The 23,738-nt window shown below is 71.3% G+C and carries 18 protein-coding genes; 13 read left to right on the top strand and 5 right to left on the bottom strand.

Annotation, left to right across the window (positions count from 1 at the left end; genetic code table 11):
* The first annotated feature begins 75 nt into the window (after nucleotides 1–75).
* The 13 genes from murD (at nucleotide 76) to ligA (ending at nucleotide 16,879) form a co-directional block, all read left to right on the top strand.
* Nucleotides 76–1,464 (top strand): UDP-N-acetylmuramoyl-L-alanine--D-glutamate ligase, encoded by a 1,389-nt coding sequence (murD, locus tag C8P66_RS21695; RefSeq protein ID WP_111400385.1) that lies wholly within the window; start codon nucleotides 76–78, stop codon nucleotides 1,462–1,464.
* Entirely contained in the window at nucleotides 1,461–2,594 is a 1,134-nt protein-coding gene (locus tag C8P66_RS21700; RefSeq protein WP_408882272.1) for an FtsW/RodA/SpoVE family cell cycle protein, read from the top strand. The genes murD and C8P66_RS21700 overlap by 4 nt, the downstream gene beginning before the upstream one ends.
* An 11-nt stretch (nucleotides 2,595–2,605) precedes the next feature.
* Entirely contained in the window at nucleotides 2,606–3,706 is a 1,101-nt protein-coding gene (gene murG / locus C8P66_RS21705; RefSeq protein ID WP_342768033.1) for an undecaprenyldiphospho-muramoylpentapeptide beta-N-acetylglucosaminyltransferase, read from the top strand.
* A complete protein-coding gene (gene murC, locus C8P66_RS21710) occupies nucleotides 3,706–5,133 on the top strand; it encodes a UDP-N-acetylmuramate--L-alanine ligase (protein WP_111400388.1) in 1,428 nt (475 codons plus the stop codon). The genes murG and murC overlap by 1 nt, the downstream gene beginning before the upstream one ends.
* Entirely contained in the window at nucleotides 5,133–6,029 is an 897-nt protein-coding gene (gene murB / locus C8P66_RS21715) for a UDP-N-acetylmuramate dehydrogenase (RefSeq protein WP_111400406.1), read from the top strand. Before murC ends, murB begins: the two co-directional genes overlap by 1 nt.
* On the top strand, nucleotides 6,026–6,943 hold the full coding sequence (locus C8P66_RS21720; protein WP_111400389.1) for a D-alanine--D-alanine ligase: 918 nt from the start codon (nucleotides 6,026–6,028) through the stop codon (nucleotides 6,941–6,943). Before murB ends, C8P66_RS21720 begins: the two co-directional genes overlap by 4 nt.
* On the top strand, nucleotides 6,933–7,811 hold the full coding sequence (locus C8P66_RS21725; protein WP_111400390.1) for a cell division protein FtsQ/DivIB: 879 nt from the start codon (nucleotides 6,933–6,935) through the stop codon (nucleotides 7,809–7,811). Before C8P66_RS21720 ends, C8P66_RS21725 begins: the two co-directional genes overlap by 11 nt.
* Nucleotides 7,808–9,109 (top strand): cell division protein FtsA, encoded by a 1,302-nt coding sequence (gene ftsA / locus C8P66_RS21730; protein ID WP_111400391.1) that lies wholly within the window; start codon nucleotides 7,808–7,810, stop codon nucleotides 9,107–9,109. The genes C8P66_RS21725 and ftsA overlap by 4 nt, the downstream gene beginning before the upstream one ends.
* Nucleotides 9,110–9,179: 70 nt before the next feature.
* Nucleotides 9,180–10,820 (top strand): cell division protein FtsZ, encoded by a 1,641-nt coding sequence (gene ftsZ, locus C8P66_RS21735; protein WP_111400392.1) that lies wholly within the window; start codon nucleotides 9,180–9,182, stop codon nucleotides 10,818–10,820.
* 345 nt (nucleotides 10,821–11,165) lie between these two features.
* Nucleotides 11,166–12,140: a UDP-3-O-acyl-N-acetylglucosamine deacetylase gene (gene lpxC, locus C8P66_RS21740; RefSeq protein ID WP_245903730.1), complete on the top strand. Its 975-nt coding sequence runs from the start codon at nucleotides 11,166–11,168 to the stop codon at nucleotides 12,138–12,140.
* 75 nt (nucleotides 12,141–12,215) lie between these two features.
* On the top strand, nucleotides 12,216–13,070 hold the full coding sequence (locus tag C8P66_RS21745) for an outer membrane protein assembly factor BamD (RefSeq protein WP_245903731.1): 855 nt from the start codon (nucleotides 12,216–12,218) through the stop codon (nucleotides 13,068–13,070).
* Between the two features lie 18 nt (nucleotides 13,071–13,088).
* A complete protein-coding gene (gene recN / locus C8P66_RS21750) occupies nucleotides 13,089–14,768 on the top strand; it encodes a DNA repair protein RecN (RefSeq protein WP_111400395.1) in 1,680 nt (559 codons plus the stop codon).
* On the top strand, nucleotides 14,765–16,879 hold the full coding sequence (gene ligA, locus C8P66_RS21755; RefSeq protein WP_111400396.1) for an NAD-dependent DNA ligase LigA: 2,115 nt from the start codon (nucleotides 14,765–14,767) through the stop codon (nucleotides 16,877–16,879). Before recN ends, ligA begins: the two co-directional genes overlap by 4 nt.
* Before the next feature lie 17 nt (nucleotides 16,880–16,896).
* Here ligA and C8P66_RS21760 read toward each other — a convergent pair whose 3' ends face one another.
* The 5 genes from C8P66_RS21760 to C8P66_RS21780 all read right to left on the bottom strand — a co-directional run bounded on the left by C8P66_RS21760 (nucleotide 16,897) and on the right by C8P66_RS21780 (nucleotide 23,607).
* Nucleotides 16,897–17,919, bottom strand: coding sequence for a hypothetical protein (locus C8P66_RS21760; RefSeq protein ID WP_111400397.1), 1,023 nt, complete (start codon nucleotides 17,917–17,919; stop codon nucleotides 16,897–16,899).
* Between the two features lie 11 nt (nucleotides 17,920–17,930).
* A complete protein-coding gene (locus C8P66_RS21765; protein ID WP_111400398.1) occupies nucleotides 17,931–19,097 on the bottom strand; it encodes a serine protease family protein in 1,167 nt (388 codons plus the stop codon).
* A 49-nt stretch (nucleotides 19,098–19,146) separates the two neighbouring features.
* Nucleotides 19,147–21,744: an FtsK/SpoIIIE family DNA translocase gene (locus C8P66_RS21770; RefSeq protein ID WP_408882271.1), complete on the bottom strand. Its 2,598-nt coding sequence runs from the start codon at nucleotides 21,742–21,744 to the stop codon at nucleotides 19,147–19,149.
* Nucleotides 21,745–21,893: 149 nt separating this feature from the next.
* Nucleotides 21,894–23,228, bottom strand: coding sequence for an ammonium transporter (locus C8P66_RS21775; protein ID WP_111400407.1), 1,335 nt, complete (start codon nucleotides 23,226–23,228; stop codon nucleotides 21,894–21,896).
* A gap of 40 nt (nucleotides 23,229–23,268) precedes the next feature.
* Nucleotides 23,269–23,607 (bottom strand): P-II family nitrogen regulator, encoded by a 339-nt coding sequence (locus C8P66_RS21780; RefSeq protein ID WP_111400400.1) that lies wholly within the window; start codon nucleotides 23,605–23,607, stop codon nucleotides 23,269–23,271.
* Nucleotides 23,608–23,738 lie beyond the last annotated feature (131 nt).

Below are 23,738 nucleotides of genomic sequence, written 5' to 3' on the forward strand. Positions count from 1 at the left end.
GGGAATGACCCCCAAGCGTCTCGCGGCGACCCTCTCCCAGCTACCGACGCGCAACCTTAGCCAGGAGGCGCGGCGATGAGTGGAGGAGTTACAAGCGCACCCCGCCCCTTCCGCCCCTTCGCCGGGCTTTCGGTCGCCGTGGTCGGCCTCGGTCGCGCGGGGCTTCCGGCGGCGCTGCGGCTGGTCGAATGGGGCGCCACCGTCGCCGCCTGGGATGACGGGATAGCCACGCGGACGACCGCCGAGGCCGCGGGGCTCACCCTCGCCGATCCGGTGCAGGGCCCGTTCCGCTTCGATGCGCTGCTGCTCTCCCCGGGAATCCCGCGCCAGCACCCGGCGGCGGTGCGGGCCCTGGCCGCGAACGTGCCGATCCTCTGCGACGTCGAGTTCCTGACGGCGGCGATCCGTGCCTCCGGCGAGGCGCCGCTTCTCGCCGGGATCACCGGCACCAATGGCAAGAGCACCACCACCGCGCTGTTGCAGCACATCCTGGCGACGGCGGGCTGGACGGCGCTGGCCGGCGGCAACCTCGGCACCGCGGCCTTGTCGTTACCGCTTCTTGCCACAGGCCAAGCCTATGTTCTGGAGATGTCCTCGTACATGTTGGAGCGACTCGCGCGGACGCGCTTCAACGCGGCGGTGATGTTGAACCTCAGCCCCGATCATCTGGACCGCCATGGCGGCATGGCCGGCTATGCCGCTGCCAAGGCTCAGATTTTCGCGCGCCAGCTGCATACGGACATCGCGGTGATCGGCCAGGATGACGGTGCCGCCGCGCTGGGCGCCGGGCTGAGCGCGCGGAAAATCCCGATCTCGGGGCACAGCCCGCAGCCCGGCGGGGTCTGGGCCGAGGCCGGCATCCTGCGCGACGATATTGGCCCGATCGTCGACATGGCCGGGGCCCCGGCCCTGCAAGGCGCCCACAACGCCCAGAACGCCGCCGCCGCCAGCGCCGTGGCGCTCGCCTGGGGTGTCGCGCGCGAGGCCGTGGCGCGCGGCATCGCGACCTACCCCGGCCTGCCGCACCGCGCCGAACAGGTCGCGGTGCTGGATGGCATCCCCTGGATCAACGACAGCAAGGCGACCAATGCCGACAGCACCGCCATGGCGCTGGCCTCCTGGCGCCGGATCGTGCTGATCGCCGGCGGCACCGGCAAGGAGGGGGGGATCGAGCCCCTCGTCCCGCTGTTCGGCCACATCGCCCATGCCGTGCTGATCGGCCGGGACGCGGCGGCCTTCGCCGCGACGCTCTCCGCGCATGGCGTGCCCTTCACCATGGCCGGGCACCTCGCCGCCGCCATCCCCGCCGCCCGCGACGCTGCCCGCGCGACGGGGGCCGAGGCGGTGCTGCTCTCCCCGGCCGCGGCCTCCTGGGACCAGTTCACCGGTTTTGACGCGCGCGGGGATGCCTTCCGTGCCGCGGTCCAGGCCCTGGCCCGGCCGCAATCGGCGGAGACCCCCTGATGTCCGTGACCCGCGCCGATACCTCGACCCTGGGCCGCTGGTGGTGGACGGTGGACCGCCCGACCCTGATCGCGCTGTTCCTGCTGGTCGGCGCCGGCTTCGTGCTGATGCTGGCCGCGAGCCCCGCCGTCGCGGTGCGGATCGGCGCGGCCTCGCGCAATTCCTTCATTGGCAAGCAGATGGTGTTCCTCGCCCTCGGCTGCGCGGTAATGATCGGCGTCTCCCTGCTCACGCCCCGCCAGGTGCGGCAGATGGCCCTGCTCGGCTGCCTCGCCGCTTTGGCGATGACGGCCGCGACCCTGGTGATCGGGCCGGAGGTGAAGGGCGCGCGGCGCTGGCTGTCGCTGCCGGGCTTCCAGTTGCAGCCCTCCGAATTCCTCAAGCCCTGCCTCGCCATCGTCTGCGCCTGGCTGATCTCGCTCGGCCACCGGCCCGGCAGCCGGTTTCCGGGGGCGCTCGCGGCCGTCCTGCTGTTCGGCGTCGCCGCTTTGCTGCTCAAGCTGCAACCGGACGTGGGCATGCTCATGGTGGTCGCCGCGGTGCTGTTCGCGCAGTTGTTCGTGAACGGGCTGAACATGTTCGCCGTGGTCGGCATGGCCGGCGCCGGCGTCGCGCTGTTCGGCGCCGCCTATGCGCTGCTGCCGCATGTGCAGTCCCGCGTGCAGCGCTTCCTCGACCCCGCCGCCGGCGACACCTACCAGGTCGATGTGGCGCTGGAGGCCTTCGGCAATGGCGGGCTGTTCGGCCGCGGCCCCGGGGAGGGCCGCATCAAGACCGTGCTGCCCGATGCCCACGCCGATTTCGTCTTCGCCGTGGCGGGGGAGGAGTTCGGCTTCATCCTCTGCATGATCCTGATCGCGATCTTCGGCTTCATCGTCATCCGCGGGCTGCTGCGGCTGCTGGGGGAGACGGACCGCTTCACCCTGATCGCCGCGACCGGGCTGCTCACGCAATTCGGGTTGCAGGCCTTCGTGAACATGGCTTCGACCTTGCACCTGATTCCGACCAAGGGCATGACGCTGCCCTTCGTCTCCTATGGCGGCTCCTCGGTGCTGGCGATCGCGCTCGGCATGGGGTTCCTGCTGGCCCTGACACGCCGCCGCGTTGGCAGCGGGGGGGGCGAAGCATGAGGGGACCAGCCGTGCGCCCGATCATCATTGCCGCCGGTGGCACCGGGGGGCATCTGTCCCCGGCCGAGGCGCTCGCCGCCGAATTCGCGGCCCGCGGGCAGCGCGTGATCCTGATGACCGATGCCCGCAGCATCGCCGCCACCGAGCACTTCCCCTGCGAGCGCCGGGTGGTGATCTCGGGCGCCGGGCTCGCCGGGCGCAGCCCGTGGCGGGTGCTGAAGGGGGCCGCGGCCATGGCCGCCGGCATCGCCCAGGCCCGGCGCGTGATGCGCGAGGTGCAGCCCGCCGCCATCGTCGGCTTCGGCGGCTACCCCTCGGTCCCGCCGATCTTCGCCGCCCGGATGTTCTTCCCCGCCTGGCATGTGCCGGTGCTGCTGCATGAGCAGAACGCCGTGCTCGGCCGCGCCAACCGGCTGCTGGCGCGCGGCCATGCCAGCCTCGCGCTGTCGTTCCAGGCGACCAGCCGGCTGCCGGTGAATGCCCATGTCATGGTCACCGGCAATCCGGTGCGCGGCGCCATCGCCGCTTTGCATGCCCAGCCCTACCCCGACGCCACCGGCCGGCTGAAGCTGCTGGTGACCGGCGGCAGCCTGGGCGCGCGCATCTTCTCGACCCTGGTGCCGGCCGCCTTGGCGCTGCTGCCCGAGGCGCTGCTCGCCCGCATCGACCTCACCCAACAGGTGCGGCGGGAGGATCTGGAGGCGGTCCGCGCGACCTATGAGGCGCTCGGGCTCTCCGCCGAGCTGTCGCCCTTCCTCGGCGACATGCCGGAGCGTCTGGCCGCCGCGCATCTGGTGATCGCCCGCGCCGGTGCCTCGACCTGCGCCGAGCTTGCCGCCGCCGGGCGCCCGGGCGTGCTGGTGCCGCTGCCGGGCTCGATCGACGACCATCAGGCGGCCAATGCCGCGATCCTGGCCTCGGCCGGGGGCGCCATCGCCTGCAACCAATCCACACTGACGGCCGAGGCGCTGGCCGAAACCCTGACACGCCTGCTCGACGACCCGGCACGGCTGGCGGCGATGGCGGCGGCCTGCGCCTCCCTCGGCCGGCCGGAGGCAGCGGCGAGCCTCGCCGATGCCGTGCTGGCGTCGATGCGGGCGGAGGTTCCCTGATGCGCGCCCTCCCCCTCAACATCGGCCCCATCCATTTCGTCGGCATCGGCGGCATCGGCATGTCCGGCATCGCCGAGGTGCTGCACAGCCTCGGCTACCAGGTGCAGGGCAGCGACATCGCCGAGGGCGCGAATGTGCTGCGCCTGCGCGAGTCCGGCATCTCCGTCGCGATCGGGCATGATGCGGCCAACCTCGGCGCGGCGGCGGTGGTGGTCACCTCCACCGCCGTGAAGCGCGACAACCCCGAGGTCGTCTCGGCCCGGCTGCGGCTGATCCCGGTGGTGCGGCGGGCGGAAATGCTGGCCGAGCTGATGCGGCTGAAATGGGCGATCGCCGTCGGCGGCACCCATGGCAAGACCACCACGACCAGCCTGATCGCCTGCGTGATGGAAGGGGCGAAGTTCGACCCGACCGTGATCAACGGCGGCATCGTCAATGCCTATGGCAGCAACACGCGCATGGGCTCGGGCGAGTGGATGGTGGTCGAGGCCGATGAGAGCGACGGCAGTTTTTTGCGCCTGCCGGCTGTCGTGGCGGTGGTGACGAACATGGACCCGGAACACCTGGACCATTGGGGCACCGAGGCCGCGATGAAGGAGGGCTACGCCCAGTTCGTCGGCAACATCCCCTTCTACGGCTTTGCGATCCTCTGCGCCGACCACCCGGAGGTGCAGGCGATGATCCCGCGCCTGTCGGACCGGCGGCTGATCACCTATGGCTTCAGCCCCCAGGCCGATGTGCGCGCCGACAAGCTGGTCATGGACCGGCTGGGCGCCACGTTTGAAGTCACCGTCGCGGATCGCGCGACCGGCCGCTCCCGCCGCCTGTCGCCGTTCCGGCTGCCGATGCTGGGGCAGCACAATGTCCAGAACGCGCTGGCGGCGATCGCGCTGGCCGTCGAGATGGATGTGGACGACCTGACCATCCGCTCCGCGCTGGCCGGCTTCAAGGGCGTGAAGCGCCGCTTCACCCGCGTCGGCGAGGCCGGCGGCATCACCATCATCGATGACTACGGCCACCACCCGGTCGAGATCGCCGCGGTGCTGAAGGCGGCGCGCCAGGCCGGCGCGCGCGATGTGGTCGCGGTGGTGCAGCCGCACCGCTACTCCCGCCTCGCGCAGCTGTTCGAGGAGTTCTGCGCCTGCATGAACGATGCCGGCACCGTCATCGTCGCCGATGTCTATGCCGCGGGCGAGACGCCGATCGAGGGCTTCGACCGCGATGCGCTGGTCGATGGGCTGCGCGCCCGCGGCCATCGCAGCGTGGTGCCGCTGCCCGGGCCGGACTCGCTGGCCGAGATGGTCAATGCCATCGCCCGCAGCGGCGATTACGTGGTCTGCCTCGGCGCCGGCAACATCACGCAATGGGCGCATGCGCTGCCGGCGCAGCTTTCCGCCCTGCAACTCGGCCAGCCGAGGCGGGCATGATGACCCGCGAGTCCACGGCCCCGGTGCTGCCGCCGCTGCGCGGGCGGGTGCAGGCAGAGGCGCCGCTGGCCGCCTTCACCTGGTTCCGCGTCGGCGGGCCGGCGGAGTGGCTGGTGCGGCCGGCCGATGTCGATGATTTGCTGCTGCTGCTGCGCGACGCGCCGGCCGGGATGCCGGTCACGGTGCTGGGGGCGGCCTCCAACCTCATCATCCGCGATGGCGGCGTGCGCGGCGTGGTGCTGCGCCTCGGCGGCCGGACGTTTGGCGGCGTGGTGCGGGATGGCGATGGCTATGTCGCGGGTGCCGCGGCGCTCGACACCACGGTCGCGGAATATGCCGCGGCCGATGGGCTGGATGGGCTGGCCTTCCTCTCGGGCATCCCGGGCACCATCGGCGGCGCCGTCGCGATGAATGCCGGCGCCTATGGCAGCGACATCGCCGAGGTCCTGGACTGGGCCGAGATCGCCACCCCCGAGGGGCTGGTCCGGCTCAATGCGGCCGAACTCGGCCTCGCCTACCGCCATTCGGCGCTGCCCGCGCGCGGCGTCGTGGTCCGCGCCCGGCTGCGCGCCCATCCGGGCGACCCCGCCCCGCGCATGGCCGAGATCCGCGCCGCCCGCGAGGCGACCCAGCCCGTGCGCGCCCGCACCGGCGGCAGCACCTTCGCCAACCCACCGGGCCAGAAGGCCTGGGCGCTGATCGATGCGGCCGGCTGCCGGGGCATGACCCTCGGCCAGGCCCAGGTCAGCCCGCTGCATTGCAACTTCCTGCTCAACCTCGGTGGTGCGACCGCCGCCGAGATCGAGGCCCTCGGCGAAGCGGTGCGCGAACAGGTCCGGGCGCGGTCGGGCGTTGACCTGCGTTGGGAAATTCGCCGCATCGGAGAGCCCGCATGAGCCGCGTCGCGGTCCTGTTCGGCGGCATCTCGGCCGAGCGCGAGGTGTCCCTCACCTCCGGCCGGCTCTGCGCCGCGGCGCTGGTCGAGGCCGGGTTCGAGGTCACCCCCATCGATGTCGGCGCCGATCCCGCCGCCCTGATCGACGCGCTGCGCGCCGCCCGCCCCGATGCCGTCTTCAACGCCCTGCACGGCCGCTATGGCGAGGATGGCTGCGTCCAGGGGCTGCTGGACTGGATGGGGCTGCCCTACACCCATTCCGGCCTGCGCGCCTCCGCCACCGCCATGGACAAGGCCGCGGCCAAGGCGGTGTTCCGCTCGGCTGGCCTGCCGGTCGCCGAACAGGTGCTGCTGACCGCCGCCGAGCTGGAGGATTCCGACCCGCTGCCGGTGCCCTATGTCATCAAGCCGGTGCATGAGGGCTCCTCGGTCGGCGTCCACATCATCCGCGCGAACGACAACCGCCGCGCCGAGATCGCCCGCACCTGGACCTTCGGCCAGATCATGGCCGAGCCCTTCATCCCCGGCCGCGAACTGACCGTGGCCGTGCTGGGCGATGAGGCGCTGACGGTGACCGACATCACCGCCCATACCGAATTCTACGACTACGAGGCGAAATACGCCGATGGCGGCAGCACCCATATCCTGCCCGCCCGCATCCATCCCGGGATCGCGGCCGAGGCAATGCGGGTGGCACTCGCGGCGCATCAGGCGCTCGGCTGCCGCGGCGTCTCCCGCGCCGACTTCCGTTACGACGACACGGCCGGCGAGCCCGGCCGGCTGATCCTGCTGGAGGTGAACACCCAGCCGGGGATGACGCCGACCAGCCTCGTGCCCGAACAGGCGGCGCATCGCGGCATCTCCTTCCCCGCGCTCTGCGCGCGGCTGGTCGCGGAGGCCCGCCATGGCACGTGACCCGCGCGCCCTGCGGCGCACCACCCAGCGCACCACGGAACGGCCGAGCGGGTTCCTGCTCTGGCTGCGGCGCCGCCGGCCGCTGCTGCGCCCGCTCGGCTGGGGGCTCGCGGGGCTGACGGTGCTCGGCGGGCTGGCCATCGGCGTCTCGGCCTTCGACCCCGCCAGCCAGGCGGCGCGGCTGCTGGACGACCAGGGCACCCTGGCCACCCGGCTCGGGCTGACCATCGAGCGGGTGGAACTGCACGGCCGGCACAACACGCCGATCGACCTCGTGCGCGGGGCCTTGGGCATCGTGCCGGGCGATCCGATGTTCGCCTTCTCCCCCCAGGCGGCGCGGGAGCGGCTGGAGACCATCTCCTGGATCGCCCATGCCCGTGTCGAGCGGCACCTGCCCGACAGCATCGTGGTGCGGATCGAGGAGCGTGAGCCCTTCGCGCTCTGGCAGAACGCCGGGCAGTTCTCGATCATCGACCGGCGCGGCCGGGTGGTGGCGACCGAGCGGCTGGACCAGTTCGGCCCGCTGCCGCTGCTGGTCGGCTCCGGCGCCGACACCACGGCCGGGGCGCTGGTCGATGCGCTGCGCGCGGTGCCCGAGGTGATGACGCGGGTGCAGGCGCTGATCCGCGTGGCCGACCGGCGCTGGAACCTGCGCCTGCATACGGGCACCGACGTGCTGCTGCCGGAAGGTGAGGAGCCCGCGGCCGTAGCACGGCTCGCCGCCTTGCAGCGCAGCCACGGGCTGCTCGACCGCCCGCTGGCGGCCGTGGATCTGCGCCTCGCGGACCGGATGGTGCTGCGCCCGCTGGCCGCACCCTCGCCGATCCACGCCACCCCTGCCCTGCTCCGTGGGAGTTCACGCCGATGAACCAGATCGCGCGCCTGCCGCCCAACCTCTCGCTGGCCGATCCGCCGATCGCCGGCGGCCGGCGCAAGCGCGCGCGGCCCGGGGTCTGGGGGGTGCTGGACCTCGGCAGCAGCAAGACCGTCTGCCTGATCGCCCGCGTCGAGGGCGATGGCGAACCTCGGGTGCTCGGCTTCGGCTGGCAGCGCTCGCGCGGGATCAAGGGCGGCAACATCGTCGATCTGCGCGAGGCCGAGGCCACCATCCGCGCCGCCGTCGCCCAGGCCGAGGAGATGGCCGACCACAAGCTGACCGGCGTCATCGTCAACCTCACCTGCGGCCAGCCGGACAGCCGGGTGCAGCACATCCAATGGCCGATCGGCGGCCGCGCGGTGACCGCGGCCGATTTGCGCGCGGTGCTGGCCGAGGCCCGCCGCCGCGCCGAGGAGGAGGGCCGCGAGACGGTCCATGCCATCCCGCTCGGCTTCACCATCGATGCGACCCCCGGCGTGGACGATCCGCGCGGCATGGTCTGCGAGACGCTCGGCGCGCGGCTGCATCTGGTCGGCGCGGCCCAGGCAAGCTTGCGCAACCTCGGCCTGGCACTCGCCGCCTGCGATTTGGAGGTGGAGGAGCTGGTCTCCGCCCCCTTCGCCGCCGCGCTCTCCACCCTGGTCGAGGATGAGAAGACCATCGGCGCGACCGTCGTGGACATGGGCGGCGGGGCCACCACCATCGCCGTGTTCCAGGACGGGCACCTGCTGCACACCTCCGCCCTGCCGGTCGGCGGCTGGAATGTGTCGAACGATCTGGCGCTCGGGCTGACCACCACGATCATTCATGCCGAAAGGGTGAAGACGCTGCATGGCGGCGTCCTGGCCGGGCATGATGATGGGCGGGAGTTCCTACCCGTGCCGCAGGTGGGCGAGGAGGAGGAGCAGCTTGCCCGCATCCCCCGCTCCGCCATCGTCGGCGTCATCCGCCCGCGGCTGACGGAAACCCTCGAACTGGTGCGCGACCGGCTGGAGGCCGCGGGGCTCGGCCCCGAGGTCGGCAAGCGCGTCGTGCTGACCGGCGGCGCCAGCCAATTGGCCGGTGTGCGCGAACTGGCCGCCGAAATCCTGGGGCGCCCGGTCCGTCTGGGCCGTCCGCATCAGGTCCGCGGCCTGCCCGAGACCCTGCATCGCCCCGATTTCGCGGCGACCGTGGGTCTCCTGTCCTGGGGCGCCGGCGAAGGCCGGCCGCCGCTGGATCTGGACCCCCCGGGACCGCGTCCGGGGCTGTTATCCCGTCTTGCCGAATGGTGGCGAGAACGGCTGTGATGTTCATTAACACCCCACGATTCGCGGGTCCCGCCCCCGCTACCCACAAGATGTTGAGGATTACCCCGCAATGACACTCAACCTGACGATCCAGAGGCAATCGGTCGCCGATTTCTCTCCTCGCATCACCGTCATCGGGGTCGGCGGCGGCGGCATGAACGCCGTGGACAACATGATCCTGTCGGGTCTGGAGGGTGTCGAGTTCCTGGTCGCCAATACCGACGCGCAGCAACTGGCGCGCAGCCGGGCGGACCGGCGCGTGCAGCTCGGGCCGCATCTGACCCAGGGGCTGGGCGCGGGCGCCAAGCCCGAGATCGGCCGGGCGGCGGCGGAAGAGGCGGCGGAGGACATCGCCCGCCACCTTGAGGGCTGCCACATGGTCTTCATCACGGCGGGCATGGGCGGCGGCACCGGCACGGGCGCGGCGCCGGTCATCGCGCGCCTCGCGCGGGAGCGCGGCGTGCTGACGGTGGGCGTGGTCACCAAGCCCTTCGACTTCGAGCGCAAGCGCCGGATGGATGTGGCCGAGCAGGGCCTGTCCGACCTGCAACAGTATGTGGACACGCTGATCGTGATCCCGAACCAGAACCTGTTCCGCATGGCCAATGAGCGCACCGGCTTCGCCGAAGCCTTCAAGATGGCCGACAACGTGCTCTACATGGGCGTCTCCGGCGTCACCGACCTGATGATGAAGCCGGGTGTCGTGAACCTGGACTTCGCCGATATCCGCACCGTGATGTCCGAGATGGGCAAGGCGATGATGGGCACCGGCGAGGCCGAGGGCGAGGACCGCGCGCTCCGCGCCGCCGAGGCCGCGATCAGCAACCCGCTGCTGGAGGACACCTCCATGCGCGGCGCCCGCGGCGTGCTGGTGAACATCACCGGCGGCGACGATGTGAAGCTGTTCGAGGTGGATGAGGCGGTGCAGCGCATCGGCCGCGAGGTCGATCCCGAGGCGAACCTGATCTTCGGCACCTCGCTCGACCCCAACATGGACGGCAAGCTGCGCGTCTCGGTCGTCGCGACCGGCATCGAGGCGCAGGCCCAGGCCCAGGCTGAACGCCCGCGTCTGGTCGCCATGGGCGGCGGCGGCATCACCTTCGCCGCCAGCACCCAGGCCGTGCCGGGCGCGGCCGCGGCCCCGGGCGGGATGCCCGGCCGGCCGGCGCAGGGTCCCGGCGCCACCCCGGCGGCGCCGATGTCCTTCCGCCCGGCCCAGCCCCAGGTGCCGGCCGGCGCCCAGCCCGGCCCGGCGCGGATGCCCGCGCCCCAGCCCGCCGCGCCGGCGATGCCCGGGCTGCGACGCGCGGCCACGGTGGAATCCGCCCCCGAGGCCTATGAGCAGCAGCACGCCGCCGCCGCCGCCTGGGAGGCCGCACCGGAGCCCGAGATGGCGCCGGCGCCGCATCCCGCCGTCGCGCAGATGCCGCAGCGGCCGGTGGCCGCCCCGGCGCAGCCGCGCCCCGGCGCCTTCAGCACCCTGTTCCGCACCGCGACCGGCCTGGGCAGCAATCTGATGCGCCGCCAGTTGCCGGCCGAGGCGGAGGCCGCGGCGCCCCGGCGCCAGGAGCCTTTGATGGGCCAGCCTTTGATGGGCCAGCCGTCGATGGCGCCGGCCCACCCGGGCCTCGCCCCCGCCCCGCGCACCCAGGCCTCGAGCGATGAGATGGGTCTGGATATCCCGACCTTCCTGCGCCGCCAGAACAACTGAAAAACCATAACGCCAGCGATAGTATCAGGCGGTCCGGCAGGTTTGCCGGGCCGCCTTTTTCATGCCGTAAATCACTGAGGAATTGCCTTGATTCCGCCGTATTGTGCACCGCACGCAGGCCGTATTTTCAGTCACTTGCGATGAAATACGGGGAAACAACCGTTGACTGGCAGGAGAGCCCCCAGCCTGCCAGTTTGCATATGCGAAGACGCGCCGCCGGGGCGCGCCAGTCTAGCCGGCCGGTCCTTTCCGAACGGTATCGCAGCATCCCCGGGACGGATAAGAATGGACGGATATCTCGCAACATCGGCCCTTGGCGGTTCGCTTCTCTCAGGCCTTGGTGGCATGAGGCGGACGCTGCGTGCCCCGATCGGCTGCGTGGGCATCGGGCTGCACTCGGGCGCCCGCGTCACCATGACCCTGCGCCCCGCCGCCCCTGGCGCCGGTATCGTCTTCCGCCGCACCGATATCAATCTCGAAATCCCCGCCCGCTTCGACCAGGTGGGCGATACCCGGCTTTGCACCGCGCTGGGCGCCTCCGACCGCCCCGATCGCCGCATCGGCACGGTGGAGCATGTGCTGGCCGCGCTGGCCGGGGCCGGTGTCCATGATGCCCTGGTGGAGCTGGATGGGCCGGAAGTGCCGATCCTGGATGGCTCCGCGCGGGACATCCTGTTCCTGATCGACAGCGCCGGCGTCGTGGACAACGGCCTGCCGCTCAGCGTGCTCGAAGTGTTGAAGCCGATCCGCGTCACCGAGACCGACGACACCGATTCGGCCTGGGCCGAGCTGCGCCCCGCCGCCAATGGCGCCGGCTGGCCCGCCGCCTTCGAGGCGGCACTGACCATCGACTTTCCGAACACCGCGATCGGCCGCCAGTCCCTGGCCGTGCGCGTGACGCCGCAGACCTTCCGCCATGCTTTGGCCGATGCCCGCACCTTCACCCTGGCCGAGGATGTGGCACGGCTGCGCGCCGCCGGCCTCGCCCGCGGCGGCAGCCTCGCCAATGCGGTGGTGGTGGATGGGCCGATGGTGCTGAACCCAACGGGGCTGCGCACCGCCGATGAATTCGTGCGGCACAAGCTGCTCGACGTGGTCGGTGACCTGTCCCTCGCGGGGCATCCGATCAGCGGCCGCTTTTCGGGCTATCGCTCGGGCCATGCGCTGAACAACCGCCTGCTGCGTGCCATGTTCGCCGATCGCGCCGCATGGCGCGTGGTGGAGCAGGATTGGGCCATGCCCGCCGTCAGCCGGATGCCGCCGCTGCGCGTGCCGGAAGCCGCCCGGGCGCGGGACGCGGCGATGGCGACGGCCGCCTGAAACAGGTTACGCATACGACGGCACGGACCCCCCTGCCGGCTTCTTTCGATCCTGTGGTATAGCGCGAATATGCCGATGCTCCGCCGCCTGGTCCCCCTCCTGCTTGCAGCCCCCCTGGTCCTCGCCGCCTGTTCCGGCGACGACGGCGTCCGTGCCTGGGACGGCACCGCCGCCGGCCGCGCGACGCCGCGCCAGCAGGCGCTGGCCCAGCAGACCCCCGAGAGCCTCTATGCCGCGGGCATGGACGCGCTGAACGCCGAACGCTACGGCCCCGCGGTCGAGTTGTTCGAGACGGTGGACCGCGAATACCCGTATTCGACCTGGGCTACCCAGTCGAAGCTGATGGCGGCCTATGCCGACTACAGCCGCAACCGCTACACCGAATCGATCGGCGCGCTCGACCGCTTCATCCAGTTGCACCCCGCCCATCGCGACATCGGCTACGCCTATTACCTGCGCGCGCTGTGCTTCTACGAGCAGATCGTCGATGCCCGCCGTGACCAGAGCGGCACCGAGACCGCCATGTCGGCACTCCAGGATGTGCAGAACCGCTTCCCCAACACGCCCTATGCCCGCGATGCGCGGTTGAAGATGGATCTGGCCCGCGACCATCTGGCCGGGCGCGAGATGAACATCGGCCGCTTCTACCAGGCGCGGCACCTGAATGCCGCCGCCCTCGGCCGCTTCCGCCGCGTGGTGGACGACTTCCAGACCACCAACCACGTCCCCGAGGCGCTGCACCGGCTGACCGAGATCTATCTCAGCCTGGGCCTGGTCGATGAGGCACGCCGCAGCGCGGCCATCCTCGGCCACAACTACCCGGGCAGCCCCTGGTACCAGGACAGCTACGCGCTGCTGGTCGATGGCGCCCCCCGCGCGGCCGAGGACAGCCCGAGCTGGCTGCGCCAAGCCGTGGACGCGGTGTTCTAGACCGGGCCCGGCTCGGCCGTGCTCGTCGCACTCGCCATCCGGGATGTCGTTCTGATCGAACGGCTGGACCTCGTCTTCGGCCCCGGGCTTTCGGTGCTGACCGGGGAGACCGGGGCGGGCAAGTCCATCCTGCTCGACAGCCTCGGCCTCGCGCTCGGCGTGCGGGCCGAATCGGGGCTGGTCCGCGCCGGCCAGTCGCAGGCGAGCGTCACCGCCGCCTTCCAGCCGCCCCCCGCCCACCCCACCTATGCGCTGCTGCTCGAACACGGGCTGGAGGCCGAGGAGGAGATCGTGCTGCGCCGCGTGGTGCAGGCCGACGGCCGCTCCCGCGCCTTCGTCAACGACCAGCCGGTGGGGGTGAGCTTGCTGCGGCGCCTCGGCGCGCTGCTGGTCGAGGTGCAGGGCCAGCATGACCAGGTCGGCCTCGCCGATCCCGCGAGCCATGCCGGGCTGCTCGATGCCTTCGGCGGGTTCGAGGCGGATCGCGCCGCCGTCGCCCTCGCCCATCGCGACTGGCGCGCCGCCGAACGCGCGCTGGAGGCCGCCCGCGCCGCGATCGCCGAGGCCCAGCGCGATGAGGATTGGCTGCGCCACGCGGTCGGCGAACTCGGCACCCTGGCCCCGGAGGAAGGCGAGGAAGAAGCACTCGCCGAACGTCGCCAAGGGCTGCAACAGGGCGAGAAGCGGGCCGAGGCGGTGGCCGGCGCGCTGTCGGAGCTGACCCCGCGCGACCGGCGCGGCGGCGGCAACCCGGCCGCGGCGCTGCGCAACGCCGCCCGCGCGCTGGAACGCATGCCCCCGCCCAATGACAGCATCCAGCCCGCGCTGATCCTGCTCGGCACCGCCCAGGATGCGCTGGCCGAGGCGGAAACCCTGCTCGCCCGCCTGGTGCAGGAGGCCGCCCCCGACCCGCGCGCACTGGAATCGACCGAGGAGCGGCTGTTCGCCCTGCGCGCCGCCGCCCGGAAGCACGCCGTCGCCGTCACCTCTTTGCCCGAATTGCTGGAGCGCCTGAAGGAACGGCTCTCGGCGCTGGATGCGGGATCGGGGCAGGTGGTGGCGCTGGAGGCCGCGGCCCGCGCCGGCCGCGCCGCCTATGTCGCCGCCGCCGGCCGGTTGACCGAACGCCGCGCCGCAGCCGGGGCTTCGCTGGATGCGGCACTTTCGGCCGAGCTGGTGCCGCTGAAGCTGGATCGCGCGCGGGTGACCGTGGCACTGACCCCCCGGCCCGAAGCGGCCTGGGGCCCGGATGGGCAGGATCGGGTGGAGTTCCTGGTCTCCACCAACCCCGGCCAGACGCCGGGGCCGCTGGCGCGGATCGCCTCGGGCGGCGAGTTGTCCCGGCTGATGCTGGCGCTGAAGGTCGTGCTGGCGCGCGGCTCGCCAGTACCGACTTTGGTCTTCGACGAGGTGGACAGCGGGATCGGCGGCGCCACCGCCGCCGCCGTGGGCGAGCGCCTGGCCGCCGTCGCGGCACGGGTGCAGGTGCTGGTGGTCACGCACAGCCCGCAGGTCGCGGCGCGCGGGGCGCAGCACTATCAGGTCGCCAAATCCGTGACCGGCGAGCGGGCCGAGACCAGCGTGACCGCCCTGCTCCCCGCCGCGCGGCGGGAGGAGATCGCGCGGATGCTGGCCGGCGAGCGCGTCACCGACGCCGCCCGCGCCGCCGCCGACGAGCTGCTGGCGGCGCTGACGTGACCGAGGCGGAGGCAGCGGCGGAGCTGGCCCGGCTGGCCGGGCTGATCGCCCAGGCGAACCTCGCCTACCATCAGCATGACGCGCCGATCATGACGGATGCGGCCTTCGACGCGCTGCTGGCCGAGAATGCGGCGTTGGAGGCCGAGTTCCCCGATCTCATCCGCGCCGACAGCCCGAGCCGGGCCGGCCCCGGCGCCCCCGCCGCCTCGGGCTTCGCCAAGCTGCGGCACGGCGTGCCGATGCTGAGCCTGGACAATATCTTCGCCCCCGAAGGCTTCGCCGAATTCTGCGCCAGCGTGCGGCGCTTCCTGCGGCTGGCGGAGGACATCCCGCTGGTCTTCGTCGGCGAGCCGAAGATCGACGGCCTTTCGGTCAGCCTGACCTATGAGGATGGGGTGTTCCAGCGAGGTGCCACGCGCGGCGACGGGCTGGAGGGCGAGGACATCACCGCCAATCTCCGCACCCTCGATGACCTGCCGCAGATGCTGAAGCCGCCCTACCCCGCCAGCATCGAGATCCGTGGCGAGGTCTTCATGGACAAGGCCGATTTCCTGGCCTTCCTCGCCGAGCAGACCGCCGCCTTCGAGGAGCGCGAGCGCCGGCGTACCGCGGGCGAAAAAGCCGGCGAGGCCATCCGCATCCCGGTCAATCCGCGCAATGCCGCTGCCGGCTCGCTGCGGCAGTTGAACCCGGAGGTGACGGCGCGGCGGCCGTTGAAGCTGTTCGCCTATGCGCAAGGCTCCTCCAGCGAGCCCGTGGCGGCGACGCATTGGGACTATCTGGAGCGGCTGCGCGGCTGGGGCTTCCTGGTGAACCCGCTGTCGGAGGTGCTGCCTGACGAGAACGCCGCCGCCGGCTTCCAGCAGCGCCTGGGCGAGCAGCGGGCCGGGCTCGCCTATGACATCGACGGCGTGGTCTACAAGATCGACGACCTCGCCTTGCAGACGCGGCTCGGCTTCGTCGGCCGGGCGCCGCGCTGGGCGGTCGCCTGGAAATTCCCGGCCGAACGCGCCACCACCATCCTGCAGGACATCCAGATCCAGGTCGGCCGCACCGGGGCGCTGACCCCGCGCGCGGTGATGGCGCCGGTCAATGTCGGCGGCGTGCTGGTCCGCCACGCGACCCTGCACAATGAGGATGAGATTTCTCGCCTGGACGCCCGCATCGGCGACACTGTCGTCATTCAGCGCGCCGGGGATGTGATCCCGCAGATCGTCGAGGTCGTGCTCGAACGCCGCCCGCCCGGCACCACCCCTTGGCAGCCGCCCACCGTCTGCCCCGCCTGCGGCAGCCATGCGGTGCGCCCGCCGGATGAGGTGGTGCGGCGCTGCACCGGCGGGCTGATCTGCCCGGCCCAGGCGGTGGAGCGGCTGATCCATTTCGTCAGCCGGCGCGCCATGGATATCGAGGGGCTGGGCCAGGAGAATATCCAGCGCCTCTATGACGAGACGCTGGTCCATACCCCGGCCGATATCTTCCGCCTCGCGCCCCATGCGGAGACCCTGCGCGGCTGGGAAGGCTGGGGCGGCAAGTCCAAGACCGAGGCGAAGAAGGTCACGAACCTGCTGGCCGCGATCGAGGCGCGGCGCCGGGTGCCGCTGGAACGCTTCCTCTTCGCCCTCGGCATCCGCCGGATCGGCGAGCAGAACGCCAAGCTGCTGGCCCGCCACTACCGCAGTTTTGCGGCTTGGCGCGCGGCGATGCTGGAGGCGCGGGTGATTGGCAGCGATGCGCGGCTGGAGCTCGGCAGCATCCAGGGCATCGGCCCCGCCATCGCGACCGAGCTGACCGATTTCTTCGACGAGCCGCGCAATGTCGAAGCCCTGGACGATTTGGCCCGCGAGGTCACGCCCGATGAGGCGGAGACCGGCGGGCTGGACGGGCCGCTGGCGGGCAAGACCGTGGTCTTCACCGGGAGCCTCGCGAATATGAGCCGGGACGAGGCCGGCGCCATCGCCGAACGGCTCGGCGCCAAGGTCGCCAAAGCCGTCTCCGGCAAGACGGATTTCCTGGTGGTCGGTGCCGATGCCGGCTCCAAGGCGGCCAAGGCGGCGGCCCTTGGGATCACCGTGCTGGATGAGGATGCGTTCCGCGCGATCTGCGGGATCTGAGCCCCAGGAACATAGCGTCAGGCGAAGGGGTCGATCGCCGCGGCCAGCATCCGGCGCTGGCGCAAGGGCGCGCTGGTCAGGGTCATCGGCGCCGGCCCCTCGCCCATCGCCTCATCCACCTGCTTTTCGACCTCCTTGACCAGCTTGCTGGCATGGGCGCCGAGCAGGTCGGGGCAGAACAGCGCGAAGCGGCGGAACACGGCCAGCGTCTCCTTCACATCCGCCTCCTTGCCCTCCACCACCGCCTTTTGCAGCGCGTCATAGCGGGCGAACAGATCGGGGATGTCGGTCCAGGAATCGAGCCGGTCGGAGGCCTCGATCCGCAGCAGCAGATAGGGCCAGGGCGGCGCCCCGCCGCCGGCCAGGACAAGCCGGTGGTCGGTCGGATCGACCCGGACGGTGCCGATCTGCGCCTGCCCCTTGGGCGCGCGGGCCAGCACGAACCAGCCGCTCTGCGCCGGCAGCCCGCCATTGTAACCGACCTCGATCATCTGCGCCGCCGCCCCTCCGGTGAGGAGTTGCAACCCCTCCGACAGCAGGGCGGCGAAGGGCAGCGCCTTGTCCACGAGCGACACCCCGGCCGTCGCCGAAACCTTGCCGAGCAGGGTCAGATAGGGCTGCAACAGATCCGCGGTCTTGAGGCTGAACAGCCCGATCTCGGCGGCGATATCGCCGGCCCGGTAGGGCACCGGGCCGAGCAGCGGCAGGTTCGCCTGCACCACCCGATCCAGATGCGCGGCATCGAGGTCCATCAGCCCGTTCGGGGTGGTGACGCAGCGGAATTCCGCATCGCTGCCGCGCCGGTGGCTCACCGACAAATGGCTATGGACCACCGGGCAGAAGCGCGTCAGCCCCTTGCGCACATGCACGAGGCGCAGGCTGGCGAGCTTCACCGTGACATAGGCGGCGTTCGGCGGGATCGGCGCGGGCCCCACCCCGCCCGGCACCTGGGTTGCACCCAGGAAGCCGAAGGCCTGCTCCTCGCCCTCCTGTTGCCAGAGGTCTTTCACCCCCGACCAGGCATCGCCAAACCAGGACATGCGGCCCTCCCTCAGGGATATAGCGTGAGACCAAGCGCCTGCATGGCGCTATCGGCCCAGATCCAGTTGCTGATCTCGGGCTTCACGCCCCATTTCGTGGTGCGATAGGCGAAGCCGCAGACATGGCCATCGCCATCGACCAGCGCCGCGCCGGAATCGCCGCCCGCGGTCACGCGGTCGGTCACCACCCGCATCTGCATGTCCTGCAACACCCAGGGCAGTTCCGGCGACCAGCCGCGCACGATGGTCTGCTGCGGGCCGGAGTGGGAGCCCTCGAAGCTCATGGTCTCGTTCTGCCGCGGCGTCATGCCGGAGAGGATGCCGGCCACGCTCCGGCAGGGCAGCAGCGTCGCGAAATCGGTGCCGGGGTCGTCGGGCAGCAGGAAGGCGCAATCGCTGGAGAGATCGGCGGCATCGACCAGTGCGAGCACCCCACGCACGCTGGCCTGGGTGACGCCTGGCACCGGGCCGAGCCCCGCCTCGGCGAAGAGATGCCGCGCGGTGGTGAGGCCGATGCGGTTGCCGCCCTGGCGCCGGGCCAGCACGCCCGCGCTGGCCGATTGGCCGTTGGCGATGATCACGGCCTCGGCGGGGGTCGGCGCGGAGGAGGGCTCGGTCTCCGGCGTGCGGATCAGCACGACATTCAGCGGCCCCTGCTCGGCCAGGCCGGCGATCAAGCCGGGGTCCAGGGCATAGGCCAGCGGCCCGGCCTGCTGCGGCCGCAGCCGCTGGAGGCGGAACCGCACCTCCTCGACCGCGCGCGCCACCTCCTCGGCGATGGGGAAAACCGGGAAGGACACCGGCTCCTGCGACCCCCGGCCCGGATCGAAGACGACGAGGCTGAAGGTATCGTATTCGCTGTGGGGCACCACGAGGCAGTCCGGCGGCCAGTTGCGGCGCGGCGGCGGGGCGCCATAGCCCACACTGAAGGACTGGTCGGAGGGCCGCCCATTGTAGCCCGCCTCGACAAGTGCGCGGGCAAACCCCGGCGTGCGCAGGACGGCCTGCCACAGCAAGGTCGCCGCGGTCGGCACCGTGTGCTGCTCGCTCTGGATCACCTCGTACAGCCGCCCGATGCGCGCATCCGCGAAGACCCGGAGCGGCGACGCGCGGGTGCCGAACGCATCCACAAGGAAGGTCAGCGAACCCGTTCCGGCGGTGGGGGCCGATGCGCTCATGCATCGACCCTAGGACATCCCCCCGCCGCTTGGGAACGGCTAATCCGGATCAGTCATCATCCCGCCGCTGCGCCAGCACCTCGCGCTTGCCGACGTGGTTGGCGCCCCCCACCACGCCTTCCTTCTCCATCTGCTCAATGAGCTTGGCCGCGCGGTTGTAGCCGATGTTCAGGTGCCGCTGGATGAAGCTGGTGCTGGCCTTGCCCTCCCGCGTCACCAGTTCCACCGCCTGGTCGAACAGCGATTTCTCGGCATCCGAGCCGGCGGCGATGCCCGAGAGGCCGGGGTTGGAGCCGTCATCCTCCTCAGCCTCGGTGACTTCCTCGACATAGCTCGGCTCGCCCTGTTCGCGCAGCCATTCGACCACGCGCTCGACCTCCTCATCGCTGACGAAGGGGCCGTGGACGCGCGACAGCCGCCCGCCGCCGGCCATGTGCAGCATGTCGCCCATACCCAGAAGCTGCTCCGCCCCCTGCTCGCCCAGAATGGTGCGGCTGTCGATCTTGGAGGTGACGCTGAAGGAAATCCGGGTCGGGAAATTCGCCTTGATGGTGCCGGTGATGACATCCACCGACGGCCGCTGCGTCGCCATGATCACATGGATGCCCGAGGCACGGGCCATCTGCGCGAGGCGCTGCACCGCGGCCTCGATCTCCTTGCCCGCGACGATCATCAGATCGGCCATCTCGTCGATCACCACGACGATCATCGGATAGGGGGTCAGCGCCAGCGGCTGCTCCTCGAACACCGGCTTGCCGGTTTCGGGGTCGAAGCCGGTCTGCACGCGGCGGGTCGGGACCTGGCCGGTGCGCTGCGCCTCGATGATCTTCTCGTTGTAGCCGGCGATGTTGCGGACCCCGAGCTGCGACATGGAGCGATACCGCCGCTCCATCTCCCGCACCGTCCATTTCAACGCGCCGATCGCCTTGGGCGGTTCGGTGACGACCGGGGCCAGCAGATGCGGGATGCGGTCATAGACCGAGAGTTCCAGCATCTTCGGGTCGATCATGATCATCCGGCACTCATCCGGCGTGAAGCGGTAGAGCAGCGACAGGATCATGGTGTTGATGCCGACCGACTTGCCCGAGCCGGTGGTGCCCGCGATCAGCAGATGCGGCATCTTGGCGAGATCCGCGACGACCGGCGCGCCGCCGATGTCCTTGCCCAGCGCCAGCGGCAGGCGGCCGGGGTTGCGCGCCCAGTCGGCGGCACTCAGCAGCTCGTGCAGATAGACCATCTCGCGCTTGGCATTCGGCATCTCGATGCCGATCACGTTGCGCATGGGCACGGTCGCGATACGCACGGCCAGCACGCTCATGCTGCGGGCGATGTCATCCGCGAGCCCGATGACGCGGGCCGATTTGGTGCCGGGGGCGGGTTCCAGCTCATAGAGCGTGACCACCGGGCCGGGGCGGATTTCGACGATGCGGCCGCGCACGCCGTAATCCTCCAGCACGCTTTCCAGCATGCGGGCGTTGTTCTGCAACGCTTCCTCGGAGGGGCCCTGGTCCCGGCGTTCGGGCGCGGGGGTCAGCAGCGACAGCGGTGGCGGGCGGTAGCGGCCATCCGGCAGGTCCAGCGGCGGCTGCGCCGCCTGGGGGACCTTGCGCGGTGGCGGGTTGCGCTCGGCGACACGGGGGCGGTCGCCGCGGGGGATATCAAGCGGCCCGGTGGCGCGGGCGGCGGCGGTATCCGCGTTCCGCAGCAAAGCGGATAGCCGCGGATCGGCGGCGGCCGGCGCGCGGCGCAGCATGCCGGCCGCGGCACCCAGGGCGCGTGCGGCAAGGCCGGGCTCGGAGGGGGGATGAGGCCCGGCCCGGAGGGGGGGGGCAGCCTGCGCGGGCGCCTGCCCGACATCCGGTTCCGGCCTCCGTTCGGACGCGGGCATGCGTGGCGACAGGCTCGGCGGCACCCGCGCCGGCGGCGACGCCCGGGCCGGCTGCGGCATGCGCACGGGTTCGGCCAAGGGGTCGCGGGCCGGGCGGCGCACGCGGCGGAACAGCCAGCCCATCCCCCCGGCGGCGCCCCGGCCGGCAACCTTGGCGGTGCGCTTCATCGACCCGCGCGGCAGCGCCAGGGCGAACCAGGCGGTGCCGAGGGCGAGCACGATGATCAGCCCGGCCGTGACCATGCCGAATTCCGGATTGCCCCCGGCCAGCCCCATGATGGCATGCGCCAGCACGGGCCCTGCCGCCCCACCGGCCCCGGCGGGGGAGGGAAGCTCGGCGGGCAGCGGCGCCAGGGTCAGGGCGGCGGCGACCAGCACGAGCCCCGCGAGCAGCGCCGCAAGCCGCCCCGCGAAGGGCGCGAGGCCGCGGCGGGAGGCGAGCCGCGCGGCCCAGACCAGCAGGCAGGCCGGCAGCAGCAGCGCCGCCCAGCCGAAGGCCTGCCACAGCAGATCGGCCAGGATCGCCCCGATCGGCCCGGCGAGGTTGCCCGCCGGGCGGTCCGTCGCGGTGGAAAGCGAGGGGTCGGCGACGTCATAGGTCCCGAGTGCGACAAGCAGTGCCAGCCCCCCCAGGGCCAGGACCAGCCCGAGGACCTCGGCGGCCCGGCGGCGCAGGGCGGCCTTCACCGCCGGCGAGGCGAAGCGCCGGCTGGTGGCGGGTTGCTGGGTCTCGACAAGGGCGGCGCGGGGCATGGGCATCGGACTGCTTCAGGTGGCGCCCGAACCTAGCACCGCAGGCCCATGATGCATCGTGTTTTTCCGCCACATCCCGAACGTGAAAAAGGCGCCGGGCGTGAAAAAGGCGCCGGGATTGCTCCCGGCGCCTTGTTCGGTTCTGGGTGGGGCGATCAGCCCAGGCGTTCGCCGTGCAGCGACACGTCCAGACCTTCGCGTTCCTCTTCCTCGGTCACCCGCAGGCCGACGACCAGATCGGTGATCTTCAGCAGGATGAAGGTGCCGATGGCGGTGTAGATGAACACCGCGGCCACTGCGTAGAACTGCAGGATGACCTGGGCGAAGGAGCCCGAGACGCCATCCGGTGCCGCCGTCGTGCCCGAGAGCGGGCCATAGGCGAACCAGCCGGTCAGGATGGCGCCGACGATGCCGCAGATGCCATGCACGCCGAAGGCGTCCAGGCTGTCGTCATAGCCCAGGGCATGCTTGAGCGCGGTCGCGCCCCAGAAGCCGGCCAGACCCGCGATCACGCCGATGATCAGCGCCGGCACCGGCAGCACGAAGCCCGCCGCCGGGGTGATCGCGACGAGACCGGCGACGACGCCGGAGATGGCGCCGAGGACGCTCGGCTTACCCTTGGTGACCCATTCGGCGAACATCCAGCCGATGGCCGCCGCGGCAGCGCCAAGCTGCGTGACCAGCATCGCCATGCCCGCGCGACCGGCGGCACCGACCGCCGAACCCGCGTTGAAGCCGAACCAGCCCACCCACAGCAGGCTCGCGCCGATGACGGCGAGGGCTAGGTTGAAGGGGGACATGTTCTCGGTCCCGAGGCCGACGCGCTTGCCCAGCACCAGGGCGCAGACGAGGCCCGCGACACCGGCGTTGATGTGAACGACCGTGCCACCGGCGAAGTCGAGCGCACCGAGCGCGAAGATCCAGCCATTCGGGTGCCAGACCCAGTGGCAGATCGGGCTGTAGATCAGGATGGACCAGAGGATCGAGAACAGCACCACGGCCGAGAACTTCATTCGGTCCGCATAGGCACCGGCGATCAGGGCCGGGGTGATGATCGCGAAGGTCATCTGGAACATGATGAACACGGTTTCGGGGATGGTCATCGCCGCCGCGGCGTCGCCCGAGCCGAGCACGAAGGGCTTGTCCCAGTTCGCCGCGACCCCGGTCAGCAGCAGCTTGGAGAAGTCGCCGACATAGGAGCCGCCCTCACCGAAGGCGAGGCTGTAGCCCACGACCATCCAGACCACCGAGATGATGGCGGCGAGCGCCACCGACTGCATCATGGTCGCCAGCACGTTCTTCTTGCGGACCATGCCCGCATAGAAGAGCGCCAGGCCCGGGACGGTCATCAGCAGGACCAGGGCGGTGGAGGTCAGCATCCAGGCGGTATCGCCGGTATCGACCTTCGCCTCGGCATCCTGCGCGAAGGCTGGCAGAGCCAGAAGCAGAGCGGGCAGAGCCGCGAAGGCGCCGCGCGCCAGAAACCGCATCATTCGGAGTCCCCTTGTTTATGATAGGTTGGCTTCGGCATCACAGCGCCGCGTTGTCCGTCTCGCCCGTGCGGATGCGGAGCGCGCGCTCCACGTCCAGCACGAAGACCTTGCCGTCGCCGATCTTGCCGGTGCGGGCGGTCGAGGCGATGGCTTCCACCACGGCGTCCACCATGTCGGCCGGCACGGCCACTTCGATCTTCAGCTTCGGCAGGAAAGAGACGTGGTATTCGGCGCCGCGGTAGATCTCCGTCTGCCCCTTCTGCCGCCCGAAGCCCTTGACCTCGGTCACGGTCAGGCCCTGGACACCCAGCGGTGTCAGCGCTTCGCGCACCTCGTCGAGCTTGAACGGCTTGATGATCGCGATCACCAGCTTCATGTGTCTACAGTGCCCCCTCATGCCACCACTGCTTGGCTCCGTTCCAAGACCTGTGCCACGGCCGCCACGCGGCGGCCGCCTGCGCGAAATTCGTTGCAACCCCTGCTTGCGCGCCGGGTCGGGGATGAAAA

It is taken from the genome of Humitalea rosea (genome assembly GCF_003253705.1).
GTDB classification, from domain to species: Bacteria; Pseudomonadota; Alphaproteobacteria; order Acetobacterales; family Acetobacteraceae; genus Humitalea; species Humitalea rosea.